The organism is Flindersiella endophytica, assembly GCF_054779015.1.
The window spans coordinates 323,250-346,425 of sequence record NZ_BAAGYY010000015.1; the positions used below are offsets into that span (position 1 = coordinate 323,250).

The following is a 23,176-nucleotide window of genomic DNA, read 5'->3' on the forward strand; positions in this document are numbered from 1 at the left end:
CGGTTTGAGGTGCTTGGTCCACTTCAGGTCCACGGTCACGACGGGGCGGTCGGCATCCGCCCGGGTGCAACCCAGCGGGTGCTGTGCGTGCTGCTGTCCCGGGCCGGCGAATACGTCTCCGTCACCGATCTGATCGGCGCACAGTGGCCCGGTGACCCGCCGGTCTCCGCACGGCAGAACACCCGGCGCACCGTCTTCTGGCTGCGAACCGCTCTCGGAGACCCGCGCCGGATCGAGCATGGTCCGGCCGGATATGTCCTGCGGCTGCGGCCGGAGGAGCTCGACGCGTACGACTTCGTCCGGCTGCTCGACGAGGCCGAAGCGGCCCAAACCGCCGGCCGGCTCGGCGACGCGGCCCGTCTCTTCGACCAGGCGCTGGCGTTGTGGCGCGGCAATCCGTACGCCGGCTTCGAGGACTGCCTGTTCCTCAAACCCGAGATCGAACGCCTGAACAACCTCCGGCTCCATGCCTCGATCGGCCGGGCGGAGGTCTACCTCGCACTCGGCCGGCACACCAAGCTGATCCCCGAGCTCGCGCAGCTGCTGGAGAACGACCTGCGCCAGGAACGCATCGCCGGCCTGTACATGCGAGCGCTGTACGCCGCCGGCCGCCAGTCCGACGCCCAGGACGTCTTCTGGCGAACGAAGAACCACCTGGCCGACGAGCTCGGCGCGGATCCCACTCCCGACCTGCAGCAGCTGTACGAGGCGATCCTCCGCGGCAAGCTCGACGCGCCGAAAGCCCCGCCGCCAAAGCCACAACCACCGCTGTCGCCGGCGCCCGCCCAGCTGCCCGCCGACGTGTACGGCTTCGCCGGCCGCGGCGATGAGCTGGCGCGGCTGGACGCCATGCTCGCAACCGACGAACGACAGCCCGCCGCGGTAGTGATCTCCGCCGTCTCGGGTACGGCGGGCGTCGGCAAGACGGCGCTGGCCGTCCACTGGGCGCATCGGACCGTCGAACGGTTCCCCGACGGCCAGCTCTATGTCAACCTGCGTGGCTTCGACCCGACCGGCACGCTCGTGGAACCCGCCGATGCCGTCCGCGGCTTCCTCGACGCGTTCGGGATCGCACCCCAGCGGATCCCTGCCGACCTGGACGCCCAGGCCGCGCTGTACCGCTCGCTGCTGGCCGGCAAGCGCGTCCTCGTCGTGCTCGACAACGCCCGCGACGTCGACCAGATCCGTCCCCTCCTGCCCGGCGACCCCGGCTGCCTCGCCCTGGTCACGAGCCGGAACGACCTCACCGGCCTGGTCGTCAAGGAGGGCGCCCGTCCGCTCGCGCTCGACCTGCTCACCCGCGCCGAGTCCCGGCAGCTCCTGGAGCGGCGGCTCGGCACCGACCGGATCGCGGCCGAACCAGCCGCAGCCGACGACATCATCACCGCCTGCTCGGGCCTGCCCCTCGCCCTGGCGATCGTCGCCGCCCGTGCCGTCGCCCAGCTGCGTACTCCCCTTCGCGGCCTGGCCGACGACCTGCGCGCAGCGGGCCGCGACAGCCTTGATCCCTTCACGGTCACGGGCGATCCGAGCTCGGACGTACGGGCGGTGTTCTCGTGGTCGTTGCGGCACCTGACGCCGGCAGCCCAACGGCTGTTCCGCTTTCTGGGGCTCCACCCCGGCCCCGACATCTCCACACCGGCCGCGGCGAGCCTGACCGGCGTCCCGACCGAGCTGGCGAGGACCGTGCTGGCCGAACTGGTCCACGCGCATCTGGTCACCGAGCCCACGCCCGGCCGTCACACCCTCCACGACCTCCTTCGCGCGTACGCCGCCGAGCTCACCAACGCCGTCGACAGCTGTGAGGTACGCGACGGCACCATCCGCAGGATGCTCGACCACTACCTCCACACCGCGTTCGCGGCGGACGATCTGCTGTCCCCGGCCAGGAACCCGATCACGCCTCCCGCGCCGGCGCCGGGCAGCACCGCCGAAACCTTCGGCGACTACGCCCAGGCGATGGCCTGGTTCGGCCGCGAGCAGGCGGTCCTGATCGCCGTGCTCGGCTACGCCACCAGGCTCGGACTCGACACCCACGTCTGGCAGCTGGCCTGGTCGCTCGATCCGTACCTGCTGCGCCGCGGTCAGTGGCAGGACCTGCTCGTCACCGGCAAGTTCACCTTGACAGCCACCCGCCGGCTCGGCAACCGGTCGGAAGAGGCCCGCGCCTATCACGGGCTGGCCGGCGCGGAGACACAACTCGGCCGGGTCGACGACGCACGTGCGCATCTCGAGCAGGCACTCCGTCTCCTCATCGAGGTCGGCAACCACGAGGGGCAGGCGCACACGTACCGTTCACTGGCTCTGATCAGCGCGCAGCAGGGCCGACACGCCGAGGCCCTGGACAACTCCGAGCGCGCGCTCGAGCACTTCATCACGGCGGGAAACCGGCGCGGCCAGGCCAGCGGGCTCAACGCGGTCGGCTGGTGCCAGGCCGAGCTCGGAGAGTACGAGCAGGCGCTCGCCAACTGCACCAGCGCACTGGAGCTGTTCCAGGAGCTCGGCGAGCGTACGGGCGAGGCCAACGCGTCGGACAGCCTCGGCTATGTCCACCACCGGCTCGGGGCCTACGACGAGGCCCTCGCCTGCTATCGGCACGCCCTCGCGCTGTGCCGTGAGCTCGGCGAACGCAAGAACGCGACCGACATCCTCGTCCACCTCGGCGACACCCAGCAGGCCGTCGGCGACCAGGCCGGTGCCCGCGACAGCTGGCTGGAGGCGCTGGCCACCCTCGAGGAGCTCGGTCACCCCGACGCCGATGCCGTACGCGGCAAGCTCGCAGGGCTCGACTCGGGGTGAGGCCAGCGCGCTCAGCCCGGGGCGAGCGCGCGGGCGACCGCCTCGGACTGGTGCCGGTGCCCGATCGTCTCGTACCCGACGACGGTGACGACGGGGGCGAGCATCAGCACGATCAGGCAGATCGTCATGGGCACACCGGCGGCCGCGAGCACGACCGCCAGGACGAGCACCGCCGCCGTACCGACCAGCAGGCCGATGTGGAACGGGTCGGCCGCGTCGACGAGGTAGGTGTAGAGGCCGTACAGCGTCAGCAGGTAGATCGCGAGCGGCACGGCGACGCTCAGCACGGTCGCGACCGCACCGATGTGCGACTCGTGCCCGATGTACAGCGCGGCCACGTGCAGGCCCGCTCCCGTGGCCGCGATCGAGCCGAAGACGAACAGGTGGGAGTAGCCCCACGGGAAGCCCCTGCCGCGGTGGGCGTGCAGCATCTCGGCGGACGGCATCATGAAGTACGTCCACCAGATCCCGAACGTCAGCCCGATGCCGGCCACCGCGATCAGGACGGCGTCCGGGCTCCAGCCGTTCGCCTCGACGACCGCGGTCAGCGAGGCGACTGTGCCGATCACACCCTCGCCGAGGGTGATGATCACCAGAAGCGAGTAGCGCTCGGCGATGTGGTGGGCATGCCAGGGCGTGCCGCCCTTCCGTTCGGCCAGCACCGGCCCGCTGACCTCGAGCAGCATCAGGAGCGCGGCCAGGGCGAAGAACGTCATGATCCCGGTGTGCGCGAACGCCAGCAGCACCCAGCCGACCTGGACGATGCCGATGTTCAGCGCGTACGTCTTGCAGGTACGCCGGCGAGACGGGTCCTGGCGGGCCGCGCGCAGCCAGAGGAACAGCATCGAGACCCGCATCACGACGTATCCGCCGACCGCGACGCGGTTGTCGATCGCGTGGCCCTCGTCGATCGAGTGGAAGACCTGCGGTCCCCCGAGGGCCAGGATGATCACGCCGACCATCTGCACCATCGTCGCGATCCGGAACGCCCAGTCGTCGGTGTCGTAGGCGGAGGCGAACCAGGAGAAGTTGATCCAGCACCAGCAGACCGCGAACACCGCGAATCCGAAGCCCGCCAGGCCCGCTGCCAGATGACCTTCTGCCAGCAGGTGGGCGAGCTGGTTGGCGGCCTGGCCGAACGCGACGACGAACGTCAGGTCGTACAGCAGCTCGAGCGGCGTCGCGGTGCGGTGCGACTCGTGCGGGTCACGGCCCGACATCACCCGCAGGCGGTGCGCGCGGGACCGTTGCGGGGGCGCCGGACGTACGGTGTCTGTGCCGGTGTCTGGGTCGTAAGGGTCCACCACGCGGCAATCATGGCATCCCGCGGATCGGCTGGGCGTCCCCCTGGGCTCAGTCGTCAGACATCGAACGGCGGTCGCCGACCGGGCCGTCTGTCTGCGGGAACGCCAGCGAGCCGGCGCGTACCCACCACTCCATGACGTCGTAGGCGAGCCTTCCGGCAGCGACGGACGGGTCGCCGTCGGACAGTTTCGCGGCCTCGGCGGGGTCGCAGGCGAAGATCGACATCCCCCGGTACGACGGGTCGCTCTGCTCGCCGAACGGGCCGTTCACGACGATCTTGCCCTGCCGCGCGAGCCCGGCGCGGTAGGCCAGGTGGCCTGCCTGCAGGGCGTCGAGCTCCTCTTCCGGCAGGTCCGGCGCGTCGGGCGGGCGCCGCAGAACCACGACCGTGTAGACGTCGAACGCGTCGGGGATGTTGGGGTCGCGTGGCATCGTCCTGCTCCTGTCCGCATACGCCGCTACCGGCGGGCCACCAGTATCGCGTCCCGCCGGGCAGTGCCGCGGGCAGATGGCGAACCTGCCGCGCGCGGTCCGGTTTCGGCTACGGCGTCCAGGGCGAGCTGACGGCCCAGCTCACGTCGTCGGCCCACGAGGTCGCGGAGTCGAAGGCGTTCGAGCCACCGTTGCTCGCGATGTACAACGTGTTGTTGAAGTGCCGGATGAACCTCGTCGGGAAGTTGTACGACGCGAACGACGTGCCCTGCCCGTTCCGGCCCGCCTGCGGGCAGAACGTCGCGTCGGCGCGGAAGATGGCGCTGCCGTCCATCGGCTGCTTCAGCAGTTGGTAGTTGAAGTGCCGCAGGAAGTCTCCGGGATAGTTCCTGGACTCGAACGACACACACGAGCTGTTGGCCAGACCTCGCCGTACGATCCACGTCGCGTCGTTCTTGTCCAGGGCCGCGCTGCCCGAGGTGACAACGGCCGTGACGGCGTTGTTGTTCTGGTGGCGGATGTAGCGGGTCGTGCAGCAGGCGGTGGTCGCCCGCAGCGAGATCGTCGAACCGGCGTTGAGCGTTCCGGCCGCGACCGGGCTCGGTCCGCCGTAGCCGACCGACACGATGTTGGCCTGCACGGAGTTTTCTGTCGCGTCCGACGGCACGCCCGCGGTCATCGCGCCCTCGAAGAAGTTGCCGATGGCGCTGTTGCTGTTGTCACCGCCGATGCCCAGGATGATCGCGCCTTCCTTGTGCATCGGCGAGTAGCCGGACCGGAAGGTCGGCAGCGCACCCGAGAACCGGGTGGCCAGACCGCCGGACTGCGCGTTGCCGTCTTTCAGGGCGAAGAAGTTCGTGCCGTTGTTCTTCAGCGCGGTGGTGACGAAGGGGTTCCGATTGCCGGTGTTCGAGGTGTTCTGGCTGCCGCCGGTGTTCGACTGGAACAGGCCGTTCTCCAGGTCGGCCATCACCCAGGGGCCGCTGCCATTGCACGGGGAGAACCAGCACAGCGTGCCGAAGTAGATGGCGTCCATGTGGCCGTTGCCGTTGTCGAGGTTGTTGGTCTCGGCGTTGCCGTAGTCGAAACAGCAACCACTGTTGAAGTGCGTGCCGGACATGACCGCGTACATGCCCTCCGGCTGGCTGCCGGTCGCCACGCCGGACGTGGAATTGTCGCGGTAGCCCATCACGCCGGAGAACTCCGCGCCGTAGACGATGTGACCGCCGGCGGTCACCGGTAGAGCGTCCGCGGGTACGGGGTTGTCCTGGCCGCCGACGCCGCCCGGCGGAGCCGGCGTGAGGTCGTTGTGCCGGGACGTCTGGTCGTAGATCACCGAGATCACGCAGGTGGTGTTGACGCAGAACGAGTCCTGGTCGGCGGCGTTGGCGTAACCGCCGGCCGACAGCGCGGCGATGTTCCTGGTGGCGTTGTCGGAGGCCCGCCGCACCTGGTAGAGGTTGCCCGCGTACGCGCCGAACAACGCCCGCGTCGTGCTGTGCGCGGCCACGCAGGGCGTACCGCCGGAGGCGTAGATATCGCACGGCAGCACCCCCGCCGCCTGCGACGGACCAGCGCTGCTCAACGCGCCCGCCGCCAACGCGACAACGGCGAACGCAGGCAGTAGTGCGGTTCTCCAGAGCCAGAGTCGTGATCTGACGCCCATCGTCGACCTTTCCGAACCGTCGAAATCCGTGGCCCGACCGCGCGCGTGAATCGTTTTGATTCATACGCCCCGGTAGCCGAACGGTCAACAGATGATGGCGATTTCGACTAGATGTGCTAGCCGATCACCGGGCCGACGATCTCAGGACGGCGTGAGCCCTCGTCGGAGACGAACGCCTGGAGCACAGCGGTCCCCGTACCGTCACCGACGAAGCCCATCAGCAGCTTGTCCTCCTCGCGACGGGTCTTCCAGCGCAGGTCGATCACCGCCTCGGCCATCGTCCGCAGGATTTCCTTCGGGTCGGGGCCGGTGCTCACGTCCGCGATGGCGCCGGAGATGATTCCCCCGAACCCTGAGACGCCCGCAGCCACGCCGGCGACCAGAGCGCCACCTGCGGGCGCACCGGCGATCGCGCCGGCGATCGAGAAGCCCTGGGTCAGGATCGCGCCCCAGTCCTGTCCACGCTTGTCCTCGTACTTCCCCCGTTGATCCTCTTCGATCTTCTTGAACGCGACAAGCGCCTCGTCGCAGATCTGCAACGCACCCTCGCGGGCGGCCCACACCAGCTCGCAGTGCGCCGAGATCAGACCGTGCAAGGCCGCGATCGCCTCGACCTGGAACTGGAGGGCATTCTCCAGCGGATCGAGGTACTTGGCCCGGAAGTCGTCGCCCGCGCCACCGTCCCAGACACAGTTGTCCCTGATGCGTTTGATGGCGCTGCCGTACTCGTTGAGCGCTTCCGGCTTCAGTGCCAGCGCGGCGTCGGCCATGTTGTGCATGGCGGCGACAGCGGCTGCCGTGCTCGCACCCTTGAGCTGCTCGAGGAGATACCACGGCTCCTTCAGAGCCTCCTGGTACTCCTTGAGCTGCTCGTCGTTGATGGGCACGCCGAGCTCATGTGTGAACGCGTGGTTGATCGCGTCGAACTTCTCCTCGATCGCCTGCCCGAAGGCGGCGTCGTCGGTGACGGGATCGCCCATCCGCTCACCCGTGGCCAAGCCGCTGGAGGATTCCCTGCATGCGGGCGGCGCCCTCGTCCTCGGCGCGCATGTAGTTCGTCCGGATCGTCACGATGCCCTGCGCCGAACGATCGACGTTCGCCGCGGCGTCGGTGAGGATCTTCTGGAGAGCGGTTCGCGACTTGACCCACTCCGGACCGGTCTTCTCGTACAACCGGAGCCAGCCACCGGGCGCCGACTCCGCGAACGGCGCGCCCCAATCATGCGACGTGTCCGCGACCGCCTGCTGGGCAGCGCGTATCGCACCCGCGACCTGCGGCAGATCCCGAGTCGCGATCTGCTGCAGTTCCTCCTTGTCGTTGCACGGCATGTCGGCTCCCCTCGTAGCGGACGCCTGCGAATACGACTCTTCCAGGGAGCTCTGGCGCCGTGCTCGCGGTTCTCTCACAGCTGCCTCACACAGCGAGAAGGACGAGACACTTTGCTGCCTTTCCCAGCGGGGACACCTGCTCCGGCCCTATGGTCCTCTCGGCCAAGGCTGGCCAGGACTGATGGGGAGGCAGGGAATGGGCGGAAAAGGGCCTGGGACGTTCGCGGCCGTCGCCATGATTGTGCTGGTGGCGGGTGCGGCGCCGGCGAGCGGTGACGCGGCTGAACCGACGGCTTACCCGACGGCGCCGCCGGCGGTGGTCTGCGGCAGCTCGTCGCTGACCGGGCCGGCCACTCCGCCTTCGGGTGCGGTCGTGGTGCCGGCGGGCGACAACAGCGGCGTGAACTTCCGGCAGGCGAGCACGACGTACTACTTCCAGACCGGTACGCACCGGCTGGGCACCGATCCGTACTCCCAGATCATGCCCGGCGACGGCGCGACCTTCGTCGGTGCGCCCGGCGCTGTGCTGGACGGGCAGGGACTGAACCGCTACGCGTTCACGCAGCAGGCCACCGGCGTCACCATCCAGTACCTCACGATCACCGGTTTCGTCGCGCCGCGGGACGAGGGCGTGGTCAACCACGACTCCGGCGACGGCTGGGTCGTGGAGCACAACACGATCCGCGACAACTCCGGCGCCGGCCTGATGGCCGGTGCCGCGAACCAGATCCGCGGCAACTGCCTGCGGGACAACGGCCAGTACGGCCTGAACGCGTACAAGTCCGGCAACACGATCACCGACCTGGTGGTGGCGGGCAACGAGTTCACCGGCAACAACACCGACGACTGGGAGCACCAGGAGCCCGGCTGCGGCTGCACCGGTGGCATGAAGTTCTGGGCCGTGAACGGCGCCGACGTGACCGGCAACTGGATCCACGGCAACCACGGGCCCGGTGTGTGGGCGGACACCAACAACAACGACTTCCTGATCGAGGGCAACCTGATCGAGGGCAACGAGTCGCACGCGATCTTCTACGAGATCAGCTACAACGTCGTGATCCGCGACAACACCATCCGCGGCAACGCCTGGGCCGCCGGCGCCGAGAAGGCAGCCAAGGGCGACCCGTTCCCGGTCGGTGCGATCTACCTGTCCGAGACCGACGGCGAGCCGCGCATCCCGGCGCGTACCGGCAAGGTCGAGATCACCGGCAACCTGCTGGACGACAACTGGGGCGGGATCACCACGTGGGCGAACGCCGACCGGTTCTGCAACAGCCCCGCCTCGACTACCGGCGACTGCACGCTGATCGTCGGGCCGGCGAACACCGCGCAGTGCTCAGCGCCGGCGATCGCCAGTGAGCCGCTCTACACCGACTGCCGTTGGTGGACCAAGAACGTCGAGATCCACCACAACACGTTCGCGTTCGACCCCGCGGACGTCAACGGTGGCTGCCCGACGCAGTACTGCGGGCACATGGGCCTGCTGTCCAACTGGGGTACGTACCCGTCCTGGTCGCCGTACATGGGCGGCGTGATCCAGCAGTCGATCGTCCACGGGTCGAACAACTCCTGGCACGACAACACCTACACCGGGCCGTGGCAGTTCAAGGTCACCGACATGGGCAACCTCGTCCCGCCGGCGCAATGGGTCGGCGGGCAGTACGGCCAGGACGCCGGCAGCACGTTCGACGGCACCACACCCGTCCCGCCCGCCGTCGTCGAGCACGACTTCGAGTCGTCGGTCGCACCGTACGTTCCGTGGTACGGCGCGACCGTGGCGCACCAGACCGGCTCCGCACATGGCGGCACGGGCTCGCTGCTGATGACCACCGATGTGGCGTTCGGCAGCGCCGTGCAGCTGGACAACTACCCCGGCTTCACCGGCGTGGTCGCAGGCACGTCGTATGCCGTGTCGCTGTGGTACCGAGAGGCTGAGTCCTCCACTGCCGCCATGCCTGCCGTGACGTGGAACGTCCGCTGGCGCGACGAGTCGGGCACCGTCCTGCGTACCGATGCTGTGTCGTTGGCCCGCCAGACGGGCTGGACCGAAGCGGGCGGCACGTACACCGCGCCCGCCGGCGCGACCCGCGTCGACTGGACGTTCACGTGGAACGCCGGCACGACCGGCCCGGCGTTCCAGATCGACGACGTGTCGGTCCGGGCGTAACGCGTGTCTTGTCGCGTGCGCGGCGCTATCGGATCCTGCGGCTGCGGGCCGCGGTGTCCGCTGGTGAAGCCGGGACCACCAGGTCGAGGGTGCCGAGCTTGCGGAGCAGCTTCCTGGCGGTCGCGGCGGCGGATGCGCGGCGGTCGCCTGCCCACCAGGATTCGACTGTGATCTGGTAGACGGCGAAGGTGATGTGTGCGGTCATCGCCACCTGCAGGTCTCCGGCCGGGCGTCGCATGCGTTCGGCGATCGCGGACTCGAGGTCGCCCTGGGACCGCGCGGCCAGGTCCCAGAGGCGGGCGCGGGGTACGGGTGCGTTGTCGACGATGCCGCGGACTTCGGCCAGGCGCCCGGCCTTGTCGTCGAAGGCTCCGCACACCTCGTGGATCGCCACGCCGAGCGCGACGTCGAGCGGCTCCTCCGCGGGGCGTTCACGCAGTGGCGTGGCGAGGTCCATCCATCGCTCGAACGGGTGCAGGATCAGCAGGTCCTTGCTGGGGAAGTAGCGGTACAGCGTCGTGGCGCCGATGCCGACCTGTTCGGCGATCTGCTCCATGGTCGTCGCGTCATATCCCTGTTCGAGGAACAGGTCGAGCGCCACGTCGAGGATCTGCTGCCGGGTTCGGGCGGCCTTGAGCTCGCGCACTCCCATGGCTGGAGCATAGCGGGGTTCGGACGCCAGGCGGTGTTGACACCTTGGCGGCGTAGCTACATTATGGGGGTCACTACCGTTTTTTGGGGCTGTACGGAGGAGATCTCATGAACCGGCTTTCTGTGTCCTCGTACAGCATGCGCGAGCAGCTGGGCCCGCTCGTCTTCGACTTCGTCGATCCTCAGGGCAACGACGTACACGTCGAGCTTCCGTACGCGAAGCTGTTACGGCTGCCTGAGTTCCCCAAGCGGGCCGTCGACAGCTTCGGCGTCGACACCATCGAGACGGTCGCTTTCCAGTTCGGCGGAATCGACGATCCGGAGATCGACGAGTTCGCCGCCGCACTCGTCGAATCCGGCGTTCGGCTGCTCAACATCGCGATCGATGTCGGCGACCTGCTCGAGCCCGACGTCGACAAGCGCTCCGCCGGCACCGAGCTGATCCAGCGGTGGATCGAACGGTTCGCCGCGATGGGCTCGCAGTTCGTACGCGTCAACCCCGGCTCGCCGTTCAGCCCGCACAGGTCCGACACACCACCTGGGCACCTGATCGACGCGCTCGCGCGGCTGGGCACGTTCTCGAACGGGCTCGGGACCCGGCTGCTCGTGGAGAACCACGGCGGGCCGAGCAGCGACCCGGTGTGGATGCGGCACCTGCTGGACGCGGTGGGACGCGACGCGTGCGGCCTGCTGCTCGACCTCGGCAACTTCGACGCGCTGACGGAGCGGGTGGCGGCGACCTTCTTCGCCGATGCGGCGGGACAGCGGCCGGGCCCACCGGATCCGGCTGAGATGTTCGCGGGCGTCGATCTTTCCTCTGTGTACGAAGGGATCGAGGCGCTGGCCGACCACGCCGAGTTGGTCAGCCTGAAGGCGCACTACGTGTCCGAAGCCGGTGCGGTCGGACCTGTCGACCTCGAACGGGCGCTGCGAATTCTCGCCGCGCACGGCTACGCAGGTCCGCTCTCGGTCGAGTACGAGGGTCACGGCGGCGATCCGTGGGCGAAGAGTGCACGGGTCCTCGAGGTCGCCAGATCCGTACTCGAGTCGTCGAGTACGACCGTAGAGGACGGGCGCTGAGGTGGCCCGGCCGACCCGGCCCAGTGACGTCGACGTTCTCATCATCGGCTCCGGCCCGGCGGGCGCGACCTACGCCCGGACCATCGGTGACTCCGTGCCAACGGCACGGATCCTGATGGTCGAGGTGGGTCCGCACGTCCCAGGCGCCCGCGGTGAGCACACGCAGAACATGAGCGAAGCAGCTCGCACCGAGGCGCAACTGCTCACCCAGGGACCCGAAGCCGGTGTCGAGCGCGCCAAGGCTCTGGCCGGCATCGCGGAGGGATTCGATCCGAGCCTGGAGTTCCGGCACACGATCCTGCCCGGGCTGTTCTTTCTCGATCCGCGTCCGAGGCTCGCCGAGGGTGAGGCCGGCCTGCCCGCGGCGAGCATGGCCAGCGGTGTCGGCGGAATGGGTATCCACTGGGGCACCTCAAGTCCGCGGCCGCACCAGTCGGAGCGGATCCCGTTCATCCCCGTGCACGAGCTCGACGCCGCCCTCGACCACGCCGAGAACCTCCTCGGCGTCACCAAATGGGACGCACCGGGGACGGGCTTGGCCGAAGCGATCCGGCAGGAGATGGCCGACGAGTTCGACGGACCCGGCCTGTCCCCCGTTGGTTTCATGCCAAGCGCTATCCGTTGGAACGACGGCCGGCCACGGTTGTCGGGAACCGGCGTCATCCTCGGTGACCTGGAGGCAACCGTCCCCGGATTCGAGTTGCGCGCCGAGACCCTCGCCAGGCACGTCATCGTCGACGCCGGCGTGGCCGTCGGTGCTGTCCTGGAAGACCGCACGTCAGGGGAACGCTTCCGGGTGCGCGCCCAGCACGTGGTCGTGTGCGCCGACGGACTGCGTACGCCGCAGGTCCTGTTCGCGTCCGGGATCCGTCCTACCGCTCTCGGGCACTTCCTCAACGAGCACTTCCAGGTGAGCGCGTTCGGATACCTGAACGACTCCTTCGACCCGGCCCGCCACGAGAACGATCCCGGGCAACTCGGCTACGTGCTCGTCCCCTTCTCCGACGCCCGTCCCGTGCAGGGCGGGATCATCCCGCTGCTGAACTCGCCATACAGCCTCGACATCGGCGACGCGGCCCTGGCGTCCCGGCTGGTGGCGTTCCCGTGGTATGGCGCCAAGGACATTCAGTTCAGCGACCGCGTGGAGTTCAGCGAGACCGAGACCGACTTCTACGGCATGCCGAAGATGACCATTCACTATTCCCACACCGCGCGGGACTTGGCCACCATCCAACAGCTGAAGGAAAACGCCTACCGCAGCGCCAGTCGCGTCGGCACTCTGGCGGAGGAGCCCGCGCTCGCAGCGGGCGGGTCTTCGCTCCACTACCAGGGCACAGTCCGCATGGGCACCCACAACAACGGCGCATCGGTCTGCGACCCGTACCTGAAGGTCTGGGACGTGGACAACCTCTACGTGGGTGGCAACGGCGTCATCCCCACGGCGACCGCCGCCAACCCGACCCTCACCACCGTCGCACTGGCGTGGCGAGCAGCCACCAGGATCGCGTCCCACCTGCTCGACAATGCCGAGGCAACCACCGTCGTGGCGTGAACCCGACGGGGTCGATGCTGCCAAGTCAGCGTCGGCGCCTCCGCTCAGCTGGCAGGCGCCGCCAGTAACGCTTCGGCCGCGGTCGTGCGGGCGTAGAGGACGTAGCGGCCCGCGCGGTGGCGTTGCAGCAGGCCCGCGGCGTGCAGGGCGCCTAGATGCTGTGAGATCGCACCCGGTGTGAGCCCGCTGCGCGCCGCCAGTTCGGCCGTCGACGCCGGTGTGTCCAACTCGGCGAGCAACGCGGCCCGCGTACGGCCGAGGATTCCGGCCAGCGCACCCGGCGATCGGCGGTGCGGGGTCCACAACTCAGCGAGTCCGCGCGGCGGGTAGCGCAGCATCGGCTGCCAGTCGCCGCTGGTCATCGTGAAGACGCGGGGTGCGAACACCGACGGCGTGAGCAGCAGCCCGCGCCCCGCCAGGTCGTCGCGGCGGTCGACGCGGCGATGCTGGATCCGCAGGGCGTCGTTCTTCCAGCTCACCGACGGGTGGAGGTGGCTGAACAGCCGCACCGCTCCACCCTCGGCGAGCTGGTGGGCACGATGGACGACATCGCCGTCGCACAAGGTGCGCAGGCGTGGCCAGTACGGCGCGAGCGCGGCGTCCCAGTAGGTCAGCATCAGCTCCGCCAGGTGCCGCAGGCCGGCGGGTGGGTCGCCGTACAGCGCGGCGACCGCATCCGATCGCGGCGGCTCCAGCAGGTCGAGGCTCGCGCGTACCTGGTCAGGCGATACGGCGCACATCGCGGCGAGCTCGGTCTCCAGATCGGGCGTGGTCGTACGCGGAGGAGGAGCGACGAACGCCGGGATCAGGTTGTGCACGGGTACGAGGTCGGCGAGCAGCGTGAGGTCGGCCCGGGTGGCGGCAACGCGCTCGCGCACCTGCTCCACCCACGAGCGGTGGATCGGGTGCTCGCCGGGGAACTTCAGGATCCGGACGCTGGCCACCAGCTCCCAGGCCGGCGAGTAGGCGAACCTCGTCAGCGCGACGTCCTGGGCGGAGAACTGCAGCTCGAGCATTTAGCCCAGTCTAAATTCATCGCGCCACCAGATGGACCTCGGCGAAGGTGTGCCGCATGACGATCAATCCGACCCTCACTCTCGGCGGGCAGCTGACGATCAACCGGCTCGGCTTCGGCGCGATGCGGATCACTCCGGGTGACCACTGGCCGTCCGAGGCCGAACGCCGGAACGGCATCGCCGTCGCTCGCCGCGCGGTCGAGCTCGGCGTGACGTTCGTCGACACCGCCGACTCGTACAACCTCGGCGCCAACGAGGAACTGCTAGCCGACGCCCTACATCCGTACCCGGAATGCCTCGTGATCGCGACCAAGGCCGGCCAGAGCCGCCCCGGCCTGCGATGGGCGCCGCTCGGCCGCCCGGAGTACCTCAAGCAGCAGGCCGAGCTCAGCCTCCGTCGCCTGCGCCAGGATCGGATCGACCTCTTCCAGCTGCACCGCGTCGACCCGCAGGTCGCGTTCGAGGACCAGATCGGCGCACTTCGCGAGCTGCGGGACGCGGGCAAGATCCGCCTGGTCGGCCTCTCCGAGGTGACCGTCGCGCAGCTGGAGCAGGCGCGCGAGATCGTGGAGATCGCGAGCGTGCAGAACATCTACAACGTTGACGACCGCCGGCACGAGGACGTCGTCGACTACTGCGAGAAGCACGAGATCGCCTTCGTCTCCTGGTATCCCGTGGCGACCGCCGGGCGTTCGCAAGGCGTACTCCAGGAGATCGCCGGCGAGACAGGCGGCAGCCCCGTGCAGGTCGCCCTGGCGTGGCAGCTGCACCGCTCGCCCGCGCTCGTACCAATTCCCGGCACTGGCTCGGCGCACCACCTGGAGGAGAACGTCGCCGCCGGCGAGCTCGCGCTGACCGAGGAGCAGGTGCGCAGGCTCACGTCGTCCAAGCCCGGACATCGTTCGCAGTGAGTGCACGACGCCCGGTAGCGTCCGAGAAATGTCGTACGAGGAGTTCGCGAGCTCGCTGCGGGCGCGGATGCGCGAGGCCGTGCTGTCGTTCCCCCTGACGCCGTTCACCGAGGAACTCGCGGTGGACCTGGACGCCTATCGCGTTCACCTGCAAGGCCAGCTTGCCGCCGGCCCGGGCGCGATCTTCCCCTGTTGCGGGACGGGTGAGTTCTTCTCGCTGTCGCTGCCGGAGTACGAGCAGCTGGTCGGCGTCGCGGTCGAGGAGGCGTCGCGGTCCAGGACGCCGGTGATCGCGGGCGTTGGGTACGGATGGGCGCAGGGCGCGCTGTTCGCCCGCGCCGCCGAGGAGATGGGCGCCGACGCCGCGCTCGTACTGCCGCACTATCTGATCGGCGCTCCGCAGGCGGGCATCGTCGCGCAGGTACGCGAGCTGGCCGCGCGTACGTCCCTGCCGCTGATCGTCTACCAGCGTGACCAGGTGAAGTTCACCGCGGCCGCGGTGGCCGAGCTCGCGACGATCCCGAACGTGATCGGGCTCAAGGACGGCCACGGTGACCTCGACCAGCTGCAGCGGCTGCGGTTCGCCGTACCCGACGACTTCCTCTTCTTCAACGGGGTTCCGACGGCGGAGATGCAGGCGCGGTCGTACTCCTCGATCGGGATCACGGCCTACTCCTCGGCGGTGCACGCGTTCGCGCCGGAGATCTCGCACGCGTTCTTCGCGGCTCTCGTGGGTGGGGAGGACGCCGTGGTGGAACGGCTGCTGCGGGAGTTCTACTGGCCGCTGGTCGAGCTGCGAGACCGGCAGAAGGGCTACGCCGTCTCGCTGGTGAAGGCGGCGGCGCGGCTGCGCGGGCAGGCGGTCGGGCCGGTGCGCCCGCCGCTGGTGGACCTGAACCCGGACGAGCTCGAGGTCCTGTCGAAGCTGATCTCGACCGGGCTTTCCCTTGTGGAGAAGGAGAACGCGTGAACGTACCGGTGATTCGTCGAGCCACGGTGACGCCGATCCTGATCGCGGATCCGCCGCTGCTGAACGTGCAGGGCGTGCACCAGCCGTACACACCGCGCACGATCGTCGAGATCGAGACGTCCGACGGCGTGACGGGCGTGGGCGAGACCTACGGCGATCCGGACTATCTCGAGCTGGCGCGGGCCTGGGCTCCCGAACTGGTGGGGAGGCCGTTGACGGGGATCAACGGCGTTCGCTGGCACGGGACCGGGCTCGGCGAGTCGTCGTCCTCCTCCGGGCCGGTCGGGCCGCTCGATGCCGGCGGCTTGCGGGGCGTGCGGAGCCGGGAGAAACTGCGGGCGAGCGTGGCGTCGGCGTACGAGGTGGCGTGGCTGGACGCGCTCGGCAAGACCGTCGGACTGCCGGTGCACGCGTTGCTGGGCGGCAAGGTGCGGGACTCCGTGGAGTACAGCGCGTACCTCTTCTACAAGTGGGCCGCGCATCCCGACGCTGAGCCCGACGACTGGGGCGCGGCGCTCGATCCGGATGGCGTCGTGGCGCAGGCGAAGCGGTTCACCGACCTCTACGGCTTCTCGTCGTACAAGCTGAAGGGTGGCGTCTTCCCGCCAGAGGAGGAGGTCGCGGCGATCAAGGCGCTGGCCGCGGCGTTTCCGGGGCGGCCCCTTCGGCTCGACCCGAACGGCGGCTGGACGGTGGACACCAGCGTGCGGGTGGCGGAGTCGCTGGAGCGGGAGCTGGAGTACCTCGAGGACCCGACGCTCGGCTCCGAGGGCATGTCGGAGGTACGCCGGCGTACCGGCATGATCCTGGCGACGAACATGTGCGTGACCTCGTTCGCCGAGATCCCGTCGGCTTTCGCCATCGATGCCGTGCAGGTGGTCCTGTCGGACCACCACTACTGGGGCGGCCTGCTGGCAACCCGCGACCTGGCGGCGATCTGCCGTACGTACGGCGTGGGGCTGTCGATGCACTCCAACACCCACCTCGGCGTCTCCCTGGCAGCCATGACCCACGTGGCGTCGACCGTGCCGGAACTCTCCTACGCGTGCGACACCCACCGGCCGTGGCAGACCGAGGACATCATCGAGACCCCGCACTCGTTCGTGAACGGCGCGCTGGCGGTCTCCGACTCCCCCGGCCTCGGCATCACCCTGGACCGCGACGCGCTGGCCCACCTCAACGAACGGTGGGAGCGCCATCCCACCCTCCGCGCCCGCGACGACGCCTCCGCCATGCGCGCCGCCGAGCCGGACTGGCAGCCGGCGTCCCTACCGCGTTGGTGACCGGAGGAGACCTGATACTCTTTCTGGCGCCCGGAGCCCCCGTAGCTCAGGGGATAGAGCACCGCCCTCCGGAGGCGGGAGCGCAGGTTCGAATCCTGCCGGGGGCGCAGTCGTTTCACCAGGCAACTTGGCCTCTGACCTGCACGTATGCCTCCTCGGCCGGACTTCGGTCTATCTCACTGAGTGTCACCAATGACCGCTGTTTCTCACCAGCTGTGGGGTATTTGTGGGATGGATTCAGAGCTGAAGCTTCGGGCTGGCTTTGGTCGCTGGGGTTGGCGTGGTGGGGTCGTAGCTGTTGAGCGCGGCTTCGACGAGTCGGTTGTTGCGCTCCTTGCGACCGTCCAGGCACTTGGCGTACCAGCGGAAGAGGATCTCCACGCTGTCCCCGGCCCGTTCGGCGACGTCGGTGGGATCCATCCCGCTGTTCAGCCACAGACTCAGCGCTGCGTGCCGCAGGTCGTAGGGAACGGCCGCCAGAGGGCTCTCAGCTTGCTCTGGTCTGAGGGCCAGGTTCCGCGCTTCACGCCAGACCTTGGCGTACATGCTCTTGCCGACCGGCCATCCGCGTTCGGTGTGGAACACGAGGCCTGCCTGCCCGATGCCGAAGGTGTCGAGGTGCTGGCGCAGGAACGCGACGAGGATCGGCGGGATCGGCACGGATCTCGTAGCGTCGGCCTCTCGCTGTTTGAGCCCTCGCTGGTCGTGGAGCTTGCCGGTGTCGGTGAATCTCTTCTCGCTCTGGGGCCGGGCTTGGGAGAAGGTGATCAGGCCCCAGCCGTTGTCGGGTAGGTGGCAGTCCTTGCGCCGTAGCGCGGTGGCTTCCGACGGCCGACAGCCGGCGTAGTAGATGGTGGCGTAGAACGCGACCAGGCGCCGGCCACGCGCCCGGGCATACGAACCGATGTAGGAGACGCAGGTGAGAAGCTCGCGCACCTGACGAGGGTTGGCAACGACCCGCGGGTCGATCGCGACATCGCGGGCGACCTTCTTCTCCTTGACCTTCCGTCCTTCGACGGTGTGGAGCGGGTTCTCGGCCAGCTCGCCAAGGTCGACGGCATATTCGAGGGCGGTGTTGAGCTTGCGCCGTCGACCTCTGGCTGTGTCGGTGGCGGCCCTCGCGCCGTCGACGGTCTGGCCGATCTCCTTGCGGAGGCGCCTGGCCACCTCGGGGGTCGCCAGCTCAGCGACTGGAAGGGTGTGACGTGACAGGACGGCGATGGTCTTGCCGTACTTGTCCGGGTGGTCGTCCAACCCTGTCGGTACCAGTGCCCACCGCATCGCAGGCCGGACCACCTGGCGGTCGAGCTTCTTGGCCTCTGCGTCGAGCAGCGCGAGTGTCGCGGTGGCCAACGCGTCGACGATGCCTTCTCTGGTCTTGGCGGCATCCTCGTCCCACCGCTCCGCAACGTATGCGCGGGCCAGCTCGAACCACGACATCCCCTCGCGCTCAGGCTGTGCCTGCTCGGCCTCCTCAAGCATCGATTTCGGTAGGCCGGACTCAACCTCGAACAGCTCACCTCTCTTGGCGGCCTGCAGCAGGTCAGACCTGAACTGATCAGCAAGAGCCGTGGTCAGAAACGACTTCGAGTGCGACTGAGTGTCCGTTCTCCAACGGAGCTCGTAGGACTTGCGCTTACTGCGGCTCGGACGGATACCCCAAACCGCGACGTCGTGGGTGAACATCAGGCGGCTTCATGCTCGAGCGCCTTCAACCAGGCCTCAAAGTCCGCGCGGCGGATGCGGATCTTGCCGTTGGGCAGCTTGATGACCTTCGGGCCCTTCCCGACCGCACGCCACCGCTGCCACGTCGACCGCGCGATCCGCTCCGACGCGGGCACATCCGCGTTCAGTTCGGCCAGAGCCTGGTCAACGGTGAGGTAATGCGACGCGCTCATCCCGACCCCTCAACTCGCCCGTAGGGCTGTCCTTCCGGGAAGAAGGTGCGCAGCCGGTGCCTGGATGCGCTTAGGCTGCAGCAGACGACACAGCAACCTGACCCGAGGCCGTCCAGCGCCCCCTACCGCGCGCGCCGTAGCCGACCGCGCTGCCGCGCCGTCCGGACCGGTGCACGGGAGGGATGACCAGAGGGAAGCACCGTGGTGATGCCGATCCTCCCCAGGGCGAACCGACGACAGGGCGTTACTCGACTTGACGAGGATGGAGTGTCAGAGTGCGCTTGAACACGCACACCATTTCGTGGGAGCTACACCACATTTCGGTGTTCGAGAGGGGACTTGAACCCGCTGACGTTGCACACAAGCGCATTTCCTGTGTGCATGCAACGAAGCTACCCACCCGGGACCCTGAACGTCAATTGTCTGTCGCAGCCTGCGACAGACAGAGCCTGCTTCCTAGCTGACTTGGCGCATATCGGCTCGAAGTCAGAAGCAATATTCGCATCTGTCGCCGAGGCCCGCTTGCGTGAGGCGCCCCATCAGCCCCTTAGGTCAGCACGGAAGCGGCGCAGCCGGGCCTCTTAGGGTAGACTTTCTCGATGGACGACGAGATGACTCCAACCGAGTATGAGTTGCTTACCCAGCGGTTGTTGCGGCTCATCTCCAAACGTTCCCCGCTGACCACCAGCAGGCTGGAGCATAATGTGAAGCTCCAGGGCCGAAGTACCAGCCACCAGATCGACGTGCTCTGGGAATTTCAAGACGTTGATGGATCCCCACGGCGCGTCCTCATCGAGTGCCGCCACTACCGAAAAGCGCTCAAACAGAAGGACATCTTCGCGTTTCATGGTGTAGTCACTGACATAGCAACCCAGGAACTCCCCGCTACGGGCGTCATGGTCACGCTCACCGGCTACCAGTCCGGCGCCAAAGACGTAGCGCACACATATGGCGTCATAATTCTGCAGTTGCGCGAGCCGACGCTCGATGATCTGAAGAATCGGGCGATGAAGATTGTGGTAACTCCAACTATGCGGGTACCGTTCATAGGCGACGTGCGCGTCACCACTCAAGAGGTAGCAGCCGAGGCCCTTCGAGGGCAGATCCGCGCCGACAGGCTAGGCCTCCTCCTGGATGATGGCAGGAGCATTCTCCTGCAAGACCTACTGTGGGACGGCATCTTGACTGGGTTCGAGGATCCTCCCGCCCCGCTGCGACCAGTTACCCGGAAATTCTTACCGCCAGCCGTGCTGACGCTGAACGGTCAGACCATTGCCCGCATCAGTGAAGTCTGCGCGACCGTCGGCGAAGTGGAGCGAGATGCGGCCCCGATCGTCGCTGGTGGCCACGGCCTTGCATGGATGATTGCCAACGTCCTCAAGGGTACGCGGGTATGGTTCACGGACGCCCTCGACATCCACGTGTCCAACGATCGCAGAGACGGCGCCGGACTTGCAACAGATGTGCTTCTTGGCCGCCCAACGCCTGATGCCGTAAGGTGAGCAGCCCAGGGAGCTTTCCCTGGGCAGCCCAAGTGGGGCGAGCGAGCGGCGACGCAGGGCAGAGGAGCGATTCAACTGCCCCGCCTGTCCGACCTGCTCGAACCGCCGGAGTCTCGACCCGCTGTCATTCGTGTGCCCCCGAGTGCGTGGCGTACGGCCGGATCGTTGTTGTTACGGCTGCACGGCTGCGCCTCGATGAGGCGTCGAGACAAAGTGTTGAGGATGGATAAGCGGTCCGTCATGCATGGGGCACACCTTAGAAATCCGACGCTGAAGGTCAACGTGTCGAAACTGGTATGCAATGCCGGATATGCGAAGCACTCCTGAGCTGCGCATCTCGCTTAGGAAGCTAGATAACCGCAGTGGAAGTCGCCCTCGCGTGCAAATAAGCATCACTAGATAGCGACGCCACGCCCCAGACGCCACGGTGGCGCCGACCATCAGGCCATAGACGAGGCCCAGTGTCATGCCTCGGACTGAACCAAAGCTTGTCGAGAATGCGAGCCCACAGATGGATCCGCCCAAAATTCCGGAGACCTGGGAGACCAAATAGTCTTCCCGGAGAACGCTGGTGGGCGAGTGGGCGCTAATCGTAGAGCGCGCAACCAGACTTCCCCGCAATCGAGTCGATAGGCCGCTTACGATGGTCACGACGACACCGACCACAAGCCCTGCACCGAATGAAAATAGTAGCCCTGCGAGCAGTCCGGCGAACCCTCCAAGAAGCAACTGCAGAGACACACTTCTAAATGAGATCAGGCGAATATCAATCCTATGCGCCTCAAGCCATGACGCAGTGCTCGCCCGGACAAGCGCCGCGAGGTAAGCTAGAAGGACTAGCCCAAATACGAATACCCACGGGGCACCACGCCGATACGCGAGAAATCCTGCCCACGCCAAAGCGGGCAGCGACATCAGCAGACATAGAAGCAGATCAATTATTCGCGGCAAAACCGATCCGGCAATTGGCCATAACCGGTGAAGAACGATGTCACTTCCCGACAGAATTCTTCCTCCAACAATTCTCCGAGTGGCAACATTCTCCTCAAGATGTATAGCTAATGTTCTCAACCATTTCTCGGCGCGCTTAACGTCCTTCTTTGCATGCAACGCGACGTAGTTATCTAGAAGGACATCGCTCACTGCGACGCCATTCGGCGCCTGCAGTAGGCGCCGCAACTCATCGCCATCTTCTGCCGATATATTCGAGGTGAGGGCCAAAGACCATGGTGTCGTAAGTGTCCCACTGAGTATGCTGTCCTCGGAGCGCATGGCGGAGAGAACGTCTGCCGCTACTGTGGACTTTTCCAGGTACGCGATCGCTGCGTCAGGCGATACTGCGTTCAGATGTATGACAGTTGCATCTTTGACGCCCTGGCCACGCGCGCACAGCTCCTCATATACATCCGCACGACACGACACTACGATCGGGGCCCTGCGAGACCCATGCCTGTAGCTGTTGAGTTCCGCAATGACTTTGCATGCTCTGTCAGTCGATCCTTTTGGATCCAATTCGTCTATCCCGTCAAAGACGGGAAGAATCTGACGATCGGCGACCAATGCCTCCGCCAGCGGCGGTGAGAGGCTCAAGGTATCCGCCAACTGGCGAGCGATCCATACTTCCATCGTTTCCGCGTCACTCCAACCCGTAGCCGGCGAGAGACGAATCGGGACCGGCTCGCCGTCAGCGCGTGGGGTCAGCAGGTCTAGGGCAAGCTTGATTATGAGCACGGTCTTACCGGATCCGGGCGGACCGACCACAACGAGCCTCCTGGTATCGAGCCCATTGTAGAAGGCCGCTATTGCCTTCAAACTCCTACTACCCGGCCGGCCCGCGACATTCGGCGCAGGTCCCGATATCACGTCGAACGAGACATCGATATCTTCGCCGGGTTTCCCGAGCAGTCGGATATGCTCGTTCTGCCCTTCGTTTCGCACTTCCGTTGCTAGCGCGGCCGCAGCCGCGGCGATCGCTGAAGGTGATGTGTCAGACAAGGAGCGAATTCCACCCAACGTCCGCACGAGCTCCAACATCACCGTTAGGGCGAAGCCTGCGATGGTGACCGCATTGGTTAGCCGCAGTACCGTATCGTTGTTCGACGGACCACCGATACGGAAGATCCACACAAACACTGACGCTGTGCCGCATACGAGCGTCGCTACTGCGGCGACCCGGAACCACTTGCCGACCTGCCACATCAAGGTGCGGTGCTGCATCTGCTACCTCCCCACGGAGGGCTGCTGGCGAAATCGTCGAGCTGTAGGTGTCGTCTACGCCCATGGCGTACATCAACGGGACGGGATGCACAGCCGTCGGTTACTGCATTACGTCGTGCCGGTGTCTGGTTGGAGCTTCGTCGTCAGTGTCCCGGTCGGTTGCTGTCAAGAGCATCGGTAAGGGCGAAGGTCGTGCTGGTGGCGAGGGTGTGGGCCAGTTCGGTGCGGGAGTCGGACCAAGGCAGGGCCGGTGGGAGGAGGGGCAGGTGCACTGCGTCGCCGATCAGGTCTATGAACGCGGCACGCAACAGAATCTGGTGGCGCTCGAGTAATGCGGGCTGAGCAGTGAGCGCTCCGGAGGGCGGGGTGAGCGCCCGGCCAAGTGCAGCCAGCCTTGC

The 23,176-nt window shown here is 67.3% G+C and carries 18 protein-coding genes and 1 tRNA gene; 9 read left to right on the forward strand and 10 right to left on the reverse strand.

The annotated features are described in order from the left end of the window. The first annotated feature begins 9 nt into the window (after nt 1–9). A complete protein-coding gene (locus ACYVF6_RS16985) occupies nt 10–2,799 on the forward strand; it encodes an AfsR/SARP family transcriptional regulator (protein ID WP_460522259.1) in 2,790 nt (929 codons plus the stop codon). An 11-nt stretch (nt 2,800–2,810) separates the two neighbouring features. Here ACYVF6_RS16985 and ACYVF6_RS16990 read toward each other — a convergent pair whose 3' ends face one another. From ACYVF6_RS16990 to ACYVF6_RS17010, 5 genes are all read right to left on the reverse strand, one after another. Next, on the reverse strand, nt 2,811–4,106 hold the full coding sequence (locus ACYVF6_RS16990) for a low temperature requirement protein A (protein WP_460522261.1): 1,296 nt from the start codon (nt 4,104–4,106) through the stop codon (nt 2,811–2,813). Nucleotides 4,107–4,152: 46 nt separating this feature from the next. Further along, nucleotides 4,153–4,536: a YciI family protein gene (locus ACYVF6_RS16995; protein ID WP_460522263.1), complete on the reverse strand. Its 384-nt coding sequence runs from the start codon at nt 4,534–4,536 to the stop codon at nt 4,153–4,155. Nucleotides 4,537–4,645: 109 nt separating this feature from the next. Next, the gene (locus ACYVF6_RS17000) at nt 4,646–6,202 is read right to left on the reverse strand and encodes an alpha-L-arabinofuranosidase B (RefSeq protein ID WP_460522265.1); all 1,557 of its coding nucleotides are present in this window, start codon (nt 6,200–6,202) and stop codon (nt 4,646–4,648) included. A gap of 116 nt (nt 6,203–6,318) precedes the next feature. Further along, nucleotides 6,319–7,200, reverse strand: a complete 882-nt coding sequence (locus ACYVF6_RS17005; RefSeq protein WP_460522267.1) for a hypothetical protein — start codon at nt 7,198–7,200, stop codon at nt 6,319–6,321. Continuing rightward, nucleotides 7,187–7,531, reverse strand: a complete 345-nt coding sequence (locus ACYVF6_RS17010) for a hypothetical protein (protein WP_460522269.1) — start codon at nt 7,529–7,531, stop codon at nt 7,187–7,189. Before ACYVF6_RS17010 ends, ACYVF6_RS17005 begins: the two co-directional genes overlap by 14 nt. 196 nt (nt 7,532–7,727) lie before the next feature. Between ACYVF6_RS17010 and ACYVF6_RS17015 the strand changes: the two genes are divergently transcribed. After that, on the forward strand, nt 7,728–9,698 hold the full coding sequence (locus ACYVF6_RS17015; protein WP_460522271.1) for a right-handed parallel beta-helix repeat-containing protein: 1,971 nt from the start codon (nt 7,728–7,730) through the stop codon (nt 9,696–9,698). A gap of 25 nt (nt 9,699–9,723) precedes the next feature. Here the strand turns inward: ACYVF6_RS17015 and ACYVF6_RS17020 are convergent, their stop codons facing one another. Continuing rightward, complete coding sequence (locus ACYVF6_RS17020; RefSeq protein ID WP_460522273.1) at nt 9,724–10,350, reverse strand: TetR/AcrR family transcriptional regulator; 627 nt, start codon at nt 10,348–10,350, stop codon at nt 9,724–9,726. Between the two features lie 107 nt (nt 10,351–10,457). Between ACYVF6_RS17020 and ACYVF6_RS17025 the strand changes: the two genes are divergently transcribed. Next, nucleotides 10,458–11,429 carry a sugar phosphate isomerase/epimerase family protein gene (locus tag ACYVF6_RS17025; protein ID WP_460522275.1) on the forward strand — a complete coding sequence of 324 codons (972 nt, stop codon included), beginning with the start codon at nt 10,458–10,460 and terminating at the stop codon, nt 11,427–11,429. A gap of 1 nt (nt 11,430) precedes the next feature. Further along, entirely contained in the window at nt 11,431–12,981 is a 1,551-nt protein-coding gene (locus ACYVF6_RS17030; RefSeq protein WP_460522277.1) for a GMC family oxidoreductase, read from the forward strand. A 44-nt stretch (nt 12,982–13,025) separates the two neighbouring features. Here ACYVF6_RS17030 and ACYVF6_RS17035 read toward each other — a convergent pair whose 3' ends face one another. After that, nucleotides 13,026–13,997: an ArsR/SmtB family transcription factor gene (locus ACYVF6_RS17035; RefSeq protein ID WP_460522279.1), complete on the reverse strand. Its 972-nt coding sequence runs from the start codon at nt 13,995–13,997 to the stop codon at nt 13,026–13,028. A 56-nt stretch (nt 13,998–14,053) separates the two neighbouring features. Here ACYVF6_RS17035 and ACYVF6_RS17040 point away from each other — a divergent pair, with 56 nt between their 5' ends. The 4 genes from ACYVF6_RS17040 (at nt 14,054) to ACYVF6_RS17055 (ending at nt 17,268) form a co-directional block, all read left to right on the forward strand. Continuing rightward, on the forward strand, nt 14,054–14,908 hold the full coding sequence (locus tag ACYVF6_RS17040; protein ID WP_460522281.1) for an aldo/keto reductase: 855 nt from the start codon (nt 14,054–14,056) through the stop codon (nt 14,906–14,908). A 28-nt stretch (nt 14,909–14,936) separates the two neighbouring features. Beyond that, nucleotides 14,937–15,878 (forward strand): 5-dehydro-4-deoxyglucarate dehydratase, encoded by a 942-nt coding sequence (locus ACYVF6_RS17045; RefSeq protein WP_460522283.1) that lies wholly within the window; start codon nt 14,937–14,939, stop codon nt 15,876–15,878. Beyond that, nucleotides 15,875–17,161 carry an enolase-like domain-containing protein gene (locus ACYVF6_RS17050; RefSeq protein WP_460522285.1) on the forward strand — a complete coding sequence of 429 codons (1,287 nt, stop codon included), beginning with the start codon at nt 15,875–15,877 and terminating at the stop codon, nt 17,159–17,161. The genes ACYVF6_RS17045 and ACYVF6_RS17050 overlap by 4 nt, the downstream gene beginning before the upstream one ends. 35 nt (nt 17,162–17,196) lie before the next feature. Then, nucleotides 17,197–17,268, forward strand: a tRNA-Arg gene (locus ACYVF6_RS17055). A gap of 130 nt (nt 17,269–17,398) precedes the next feature. Here ACYVF6_RS17055 and ACYVF6_RS17060 read toward each other — a convergent pair. Next, nucleotides 17,399–18,643: a tyrosine-type recombinase/integrase gene (locus tag ACYVF6_RS17060; protein ID WP_460522287.1), complete on the reverse strand. Its 1,245-nt coding sequence runs from the start codon at nt 18,641–18,643 to the stop codon at nt 17,399–17,401. 203 nt (nt 18,644–18,846) lie between these two features. Continuing rightward, nucleotides 18,847–19,059: a helix-turn-helix transcriptional regulator gene (locus ACYVF6_RS17065; RefSeq protein WP_460522289.1), complete on the reverse strand. Its 213-nt coding sequence runs from the start codon at nt 19,057–19,059 to the stop codon at nt 18,847–18,849. 599 nt (nt 19,060–19,658) lie between these two features. Here ACYVF6_RS17065 and ACYVF6_RS17070 point away from each other — a divergent pair. Beyond that, the gene (locus ACYVF6_RS17070) at nt 19,659–20,561 is read left to right on the forward strand and encodes a restriction endonuclease (RefSeq protein ID WP_460522291.1); all 903 of its coding nucleotides are present in this window, start codon (nt 19,659–19,661) and stop codon (nt 20,559–20,561) included. A gap of 171 nt (nt 20,562–20,732) precedes the next feature. Here the strand turns inward: ACYVF6_RS17070 and ACYVF6_RS17075 are convergent, their stop codons facing one another. Next, entirely contained in the window at nt 20,733–22,778 is a 2,046-nt protein-coding gene (locus ACYVF6_RS17075; protein ID WP_460522293.1) for an NACHT domain-containing protein, read from the reverse strand. Nucleotides 22,779–23,176 lie beyond the last annotated feature (398 nt).

Excerpts from the sequence above, each read along its gene's own strand:
- ACYVF6_RS16995 (WP_460522263.1), bottom strand. The coding sequence starts at position 4,536 with ATGCCACGCGACCCCAACATCCCCGACGCGTTCGACGTCTACACGGTC.
- ACYVF6_RS17000 (WP_460522265.1), bottom strand. The coding sequence starts at position 6,202 with ATGGGCGTCAGATCACGACTCTGGCTCTGGAGAACCGCACTACTGCCT.
- ACYVF6_RS17010 (WP_460522269.1), bottom strand. The coding sequence starts at position 7,531 with ATGCCGTGCAACGACAAGGAGGAACTGCAGCAGATCGCGACTCGGGAT.
- ACYVF6_RS17015 (WP_460522271.1), top strand. The coding sequence starts at position 7,728 with ATGGGCGGAAAAGGGCCTGGGACGTTCGCGGCCGTCGCCATGATTGTG.
- ACYVF6_RS17020 (WP_460522273.1), bottom strand. The coding sequence starts at position 10,350 with ATGGGAGTGCGCGAGCTCAAGGCCGCCCGAACCCGGCAGCAGATCCTC.
- ACYVF6_RS17025 (WP_460522275.1), top strand. The coding sequence starts at position 10,458 with ATGAACCGGCTTTCTGTGTCCTCGTACAGCATGCGCGAGCAGCTGGGC.
- ACYVF6_RS17035 (WP_460522279.1), bottom strand. The coding sequence starts at position 13,997 with ATGCTCGAGCTGCAGTTCTCCGCCCAGGACGTCGCGCTGACGAGGTTC.
- ACYVF6_RS17040 (WP_460522281.1), top strand. The coding sequence starts at position 14,054 with ATGACGATCAATCCGACCCTCACTCTCGGCGGGCAGCTGACGATCAAC.
- ACYVF6_RS17045 (WP_460522283.1), top strand. The coding sequence starts at position 14,937 with ATGTCGTACGAGGAGTTCGCGAGCTCGCTGCGGGCGCGGATGCGCGAG.
- ACYVF6_RS17060 (WP_460522287.1), bottom strand. The coding sequence starts at position 18,643 with ATGCTTGAGGAGGCCGAGCAGGCACAGCCTGAGCGCGAGGGGATGTCG.
- ACYVF6_RS17065 (WP_460522289.1), bottom strand. The coding sequence starts at position 19,059 with ATGAGCGCGTCGCATTACCTCACCGTTGACCAGGCTCTGGCCGAACTG.
- ACYVF6_RS17070 (WP_460522291.1), top strand. The coding sequence starts at position 19,659 with ATGGACGACGAGATGACTCCAACCGAGTATGAGTTGCTTACCCAGCGG.
- ACYVF6_RS17075 (WP_460522293.1), bottom strand. The coding sequence starts at position 22,778 with ATGCAGCACCGCACCTTGATGTGGCAGGTCGGCAAGTGGTTCCGGGTC.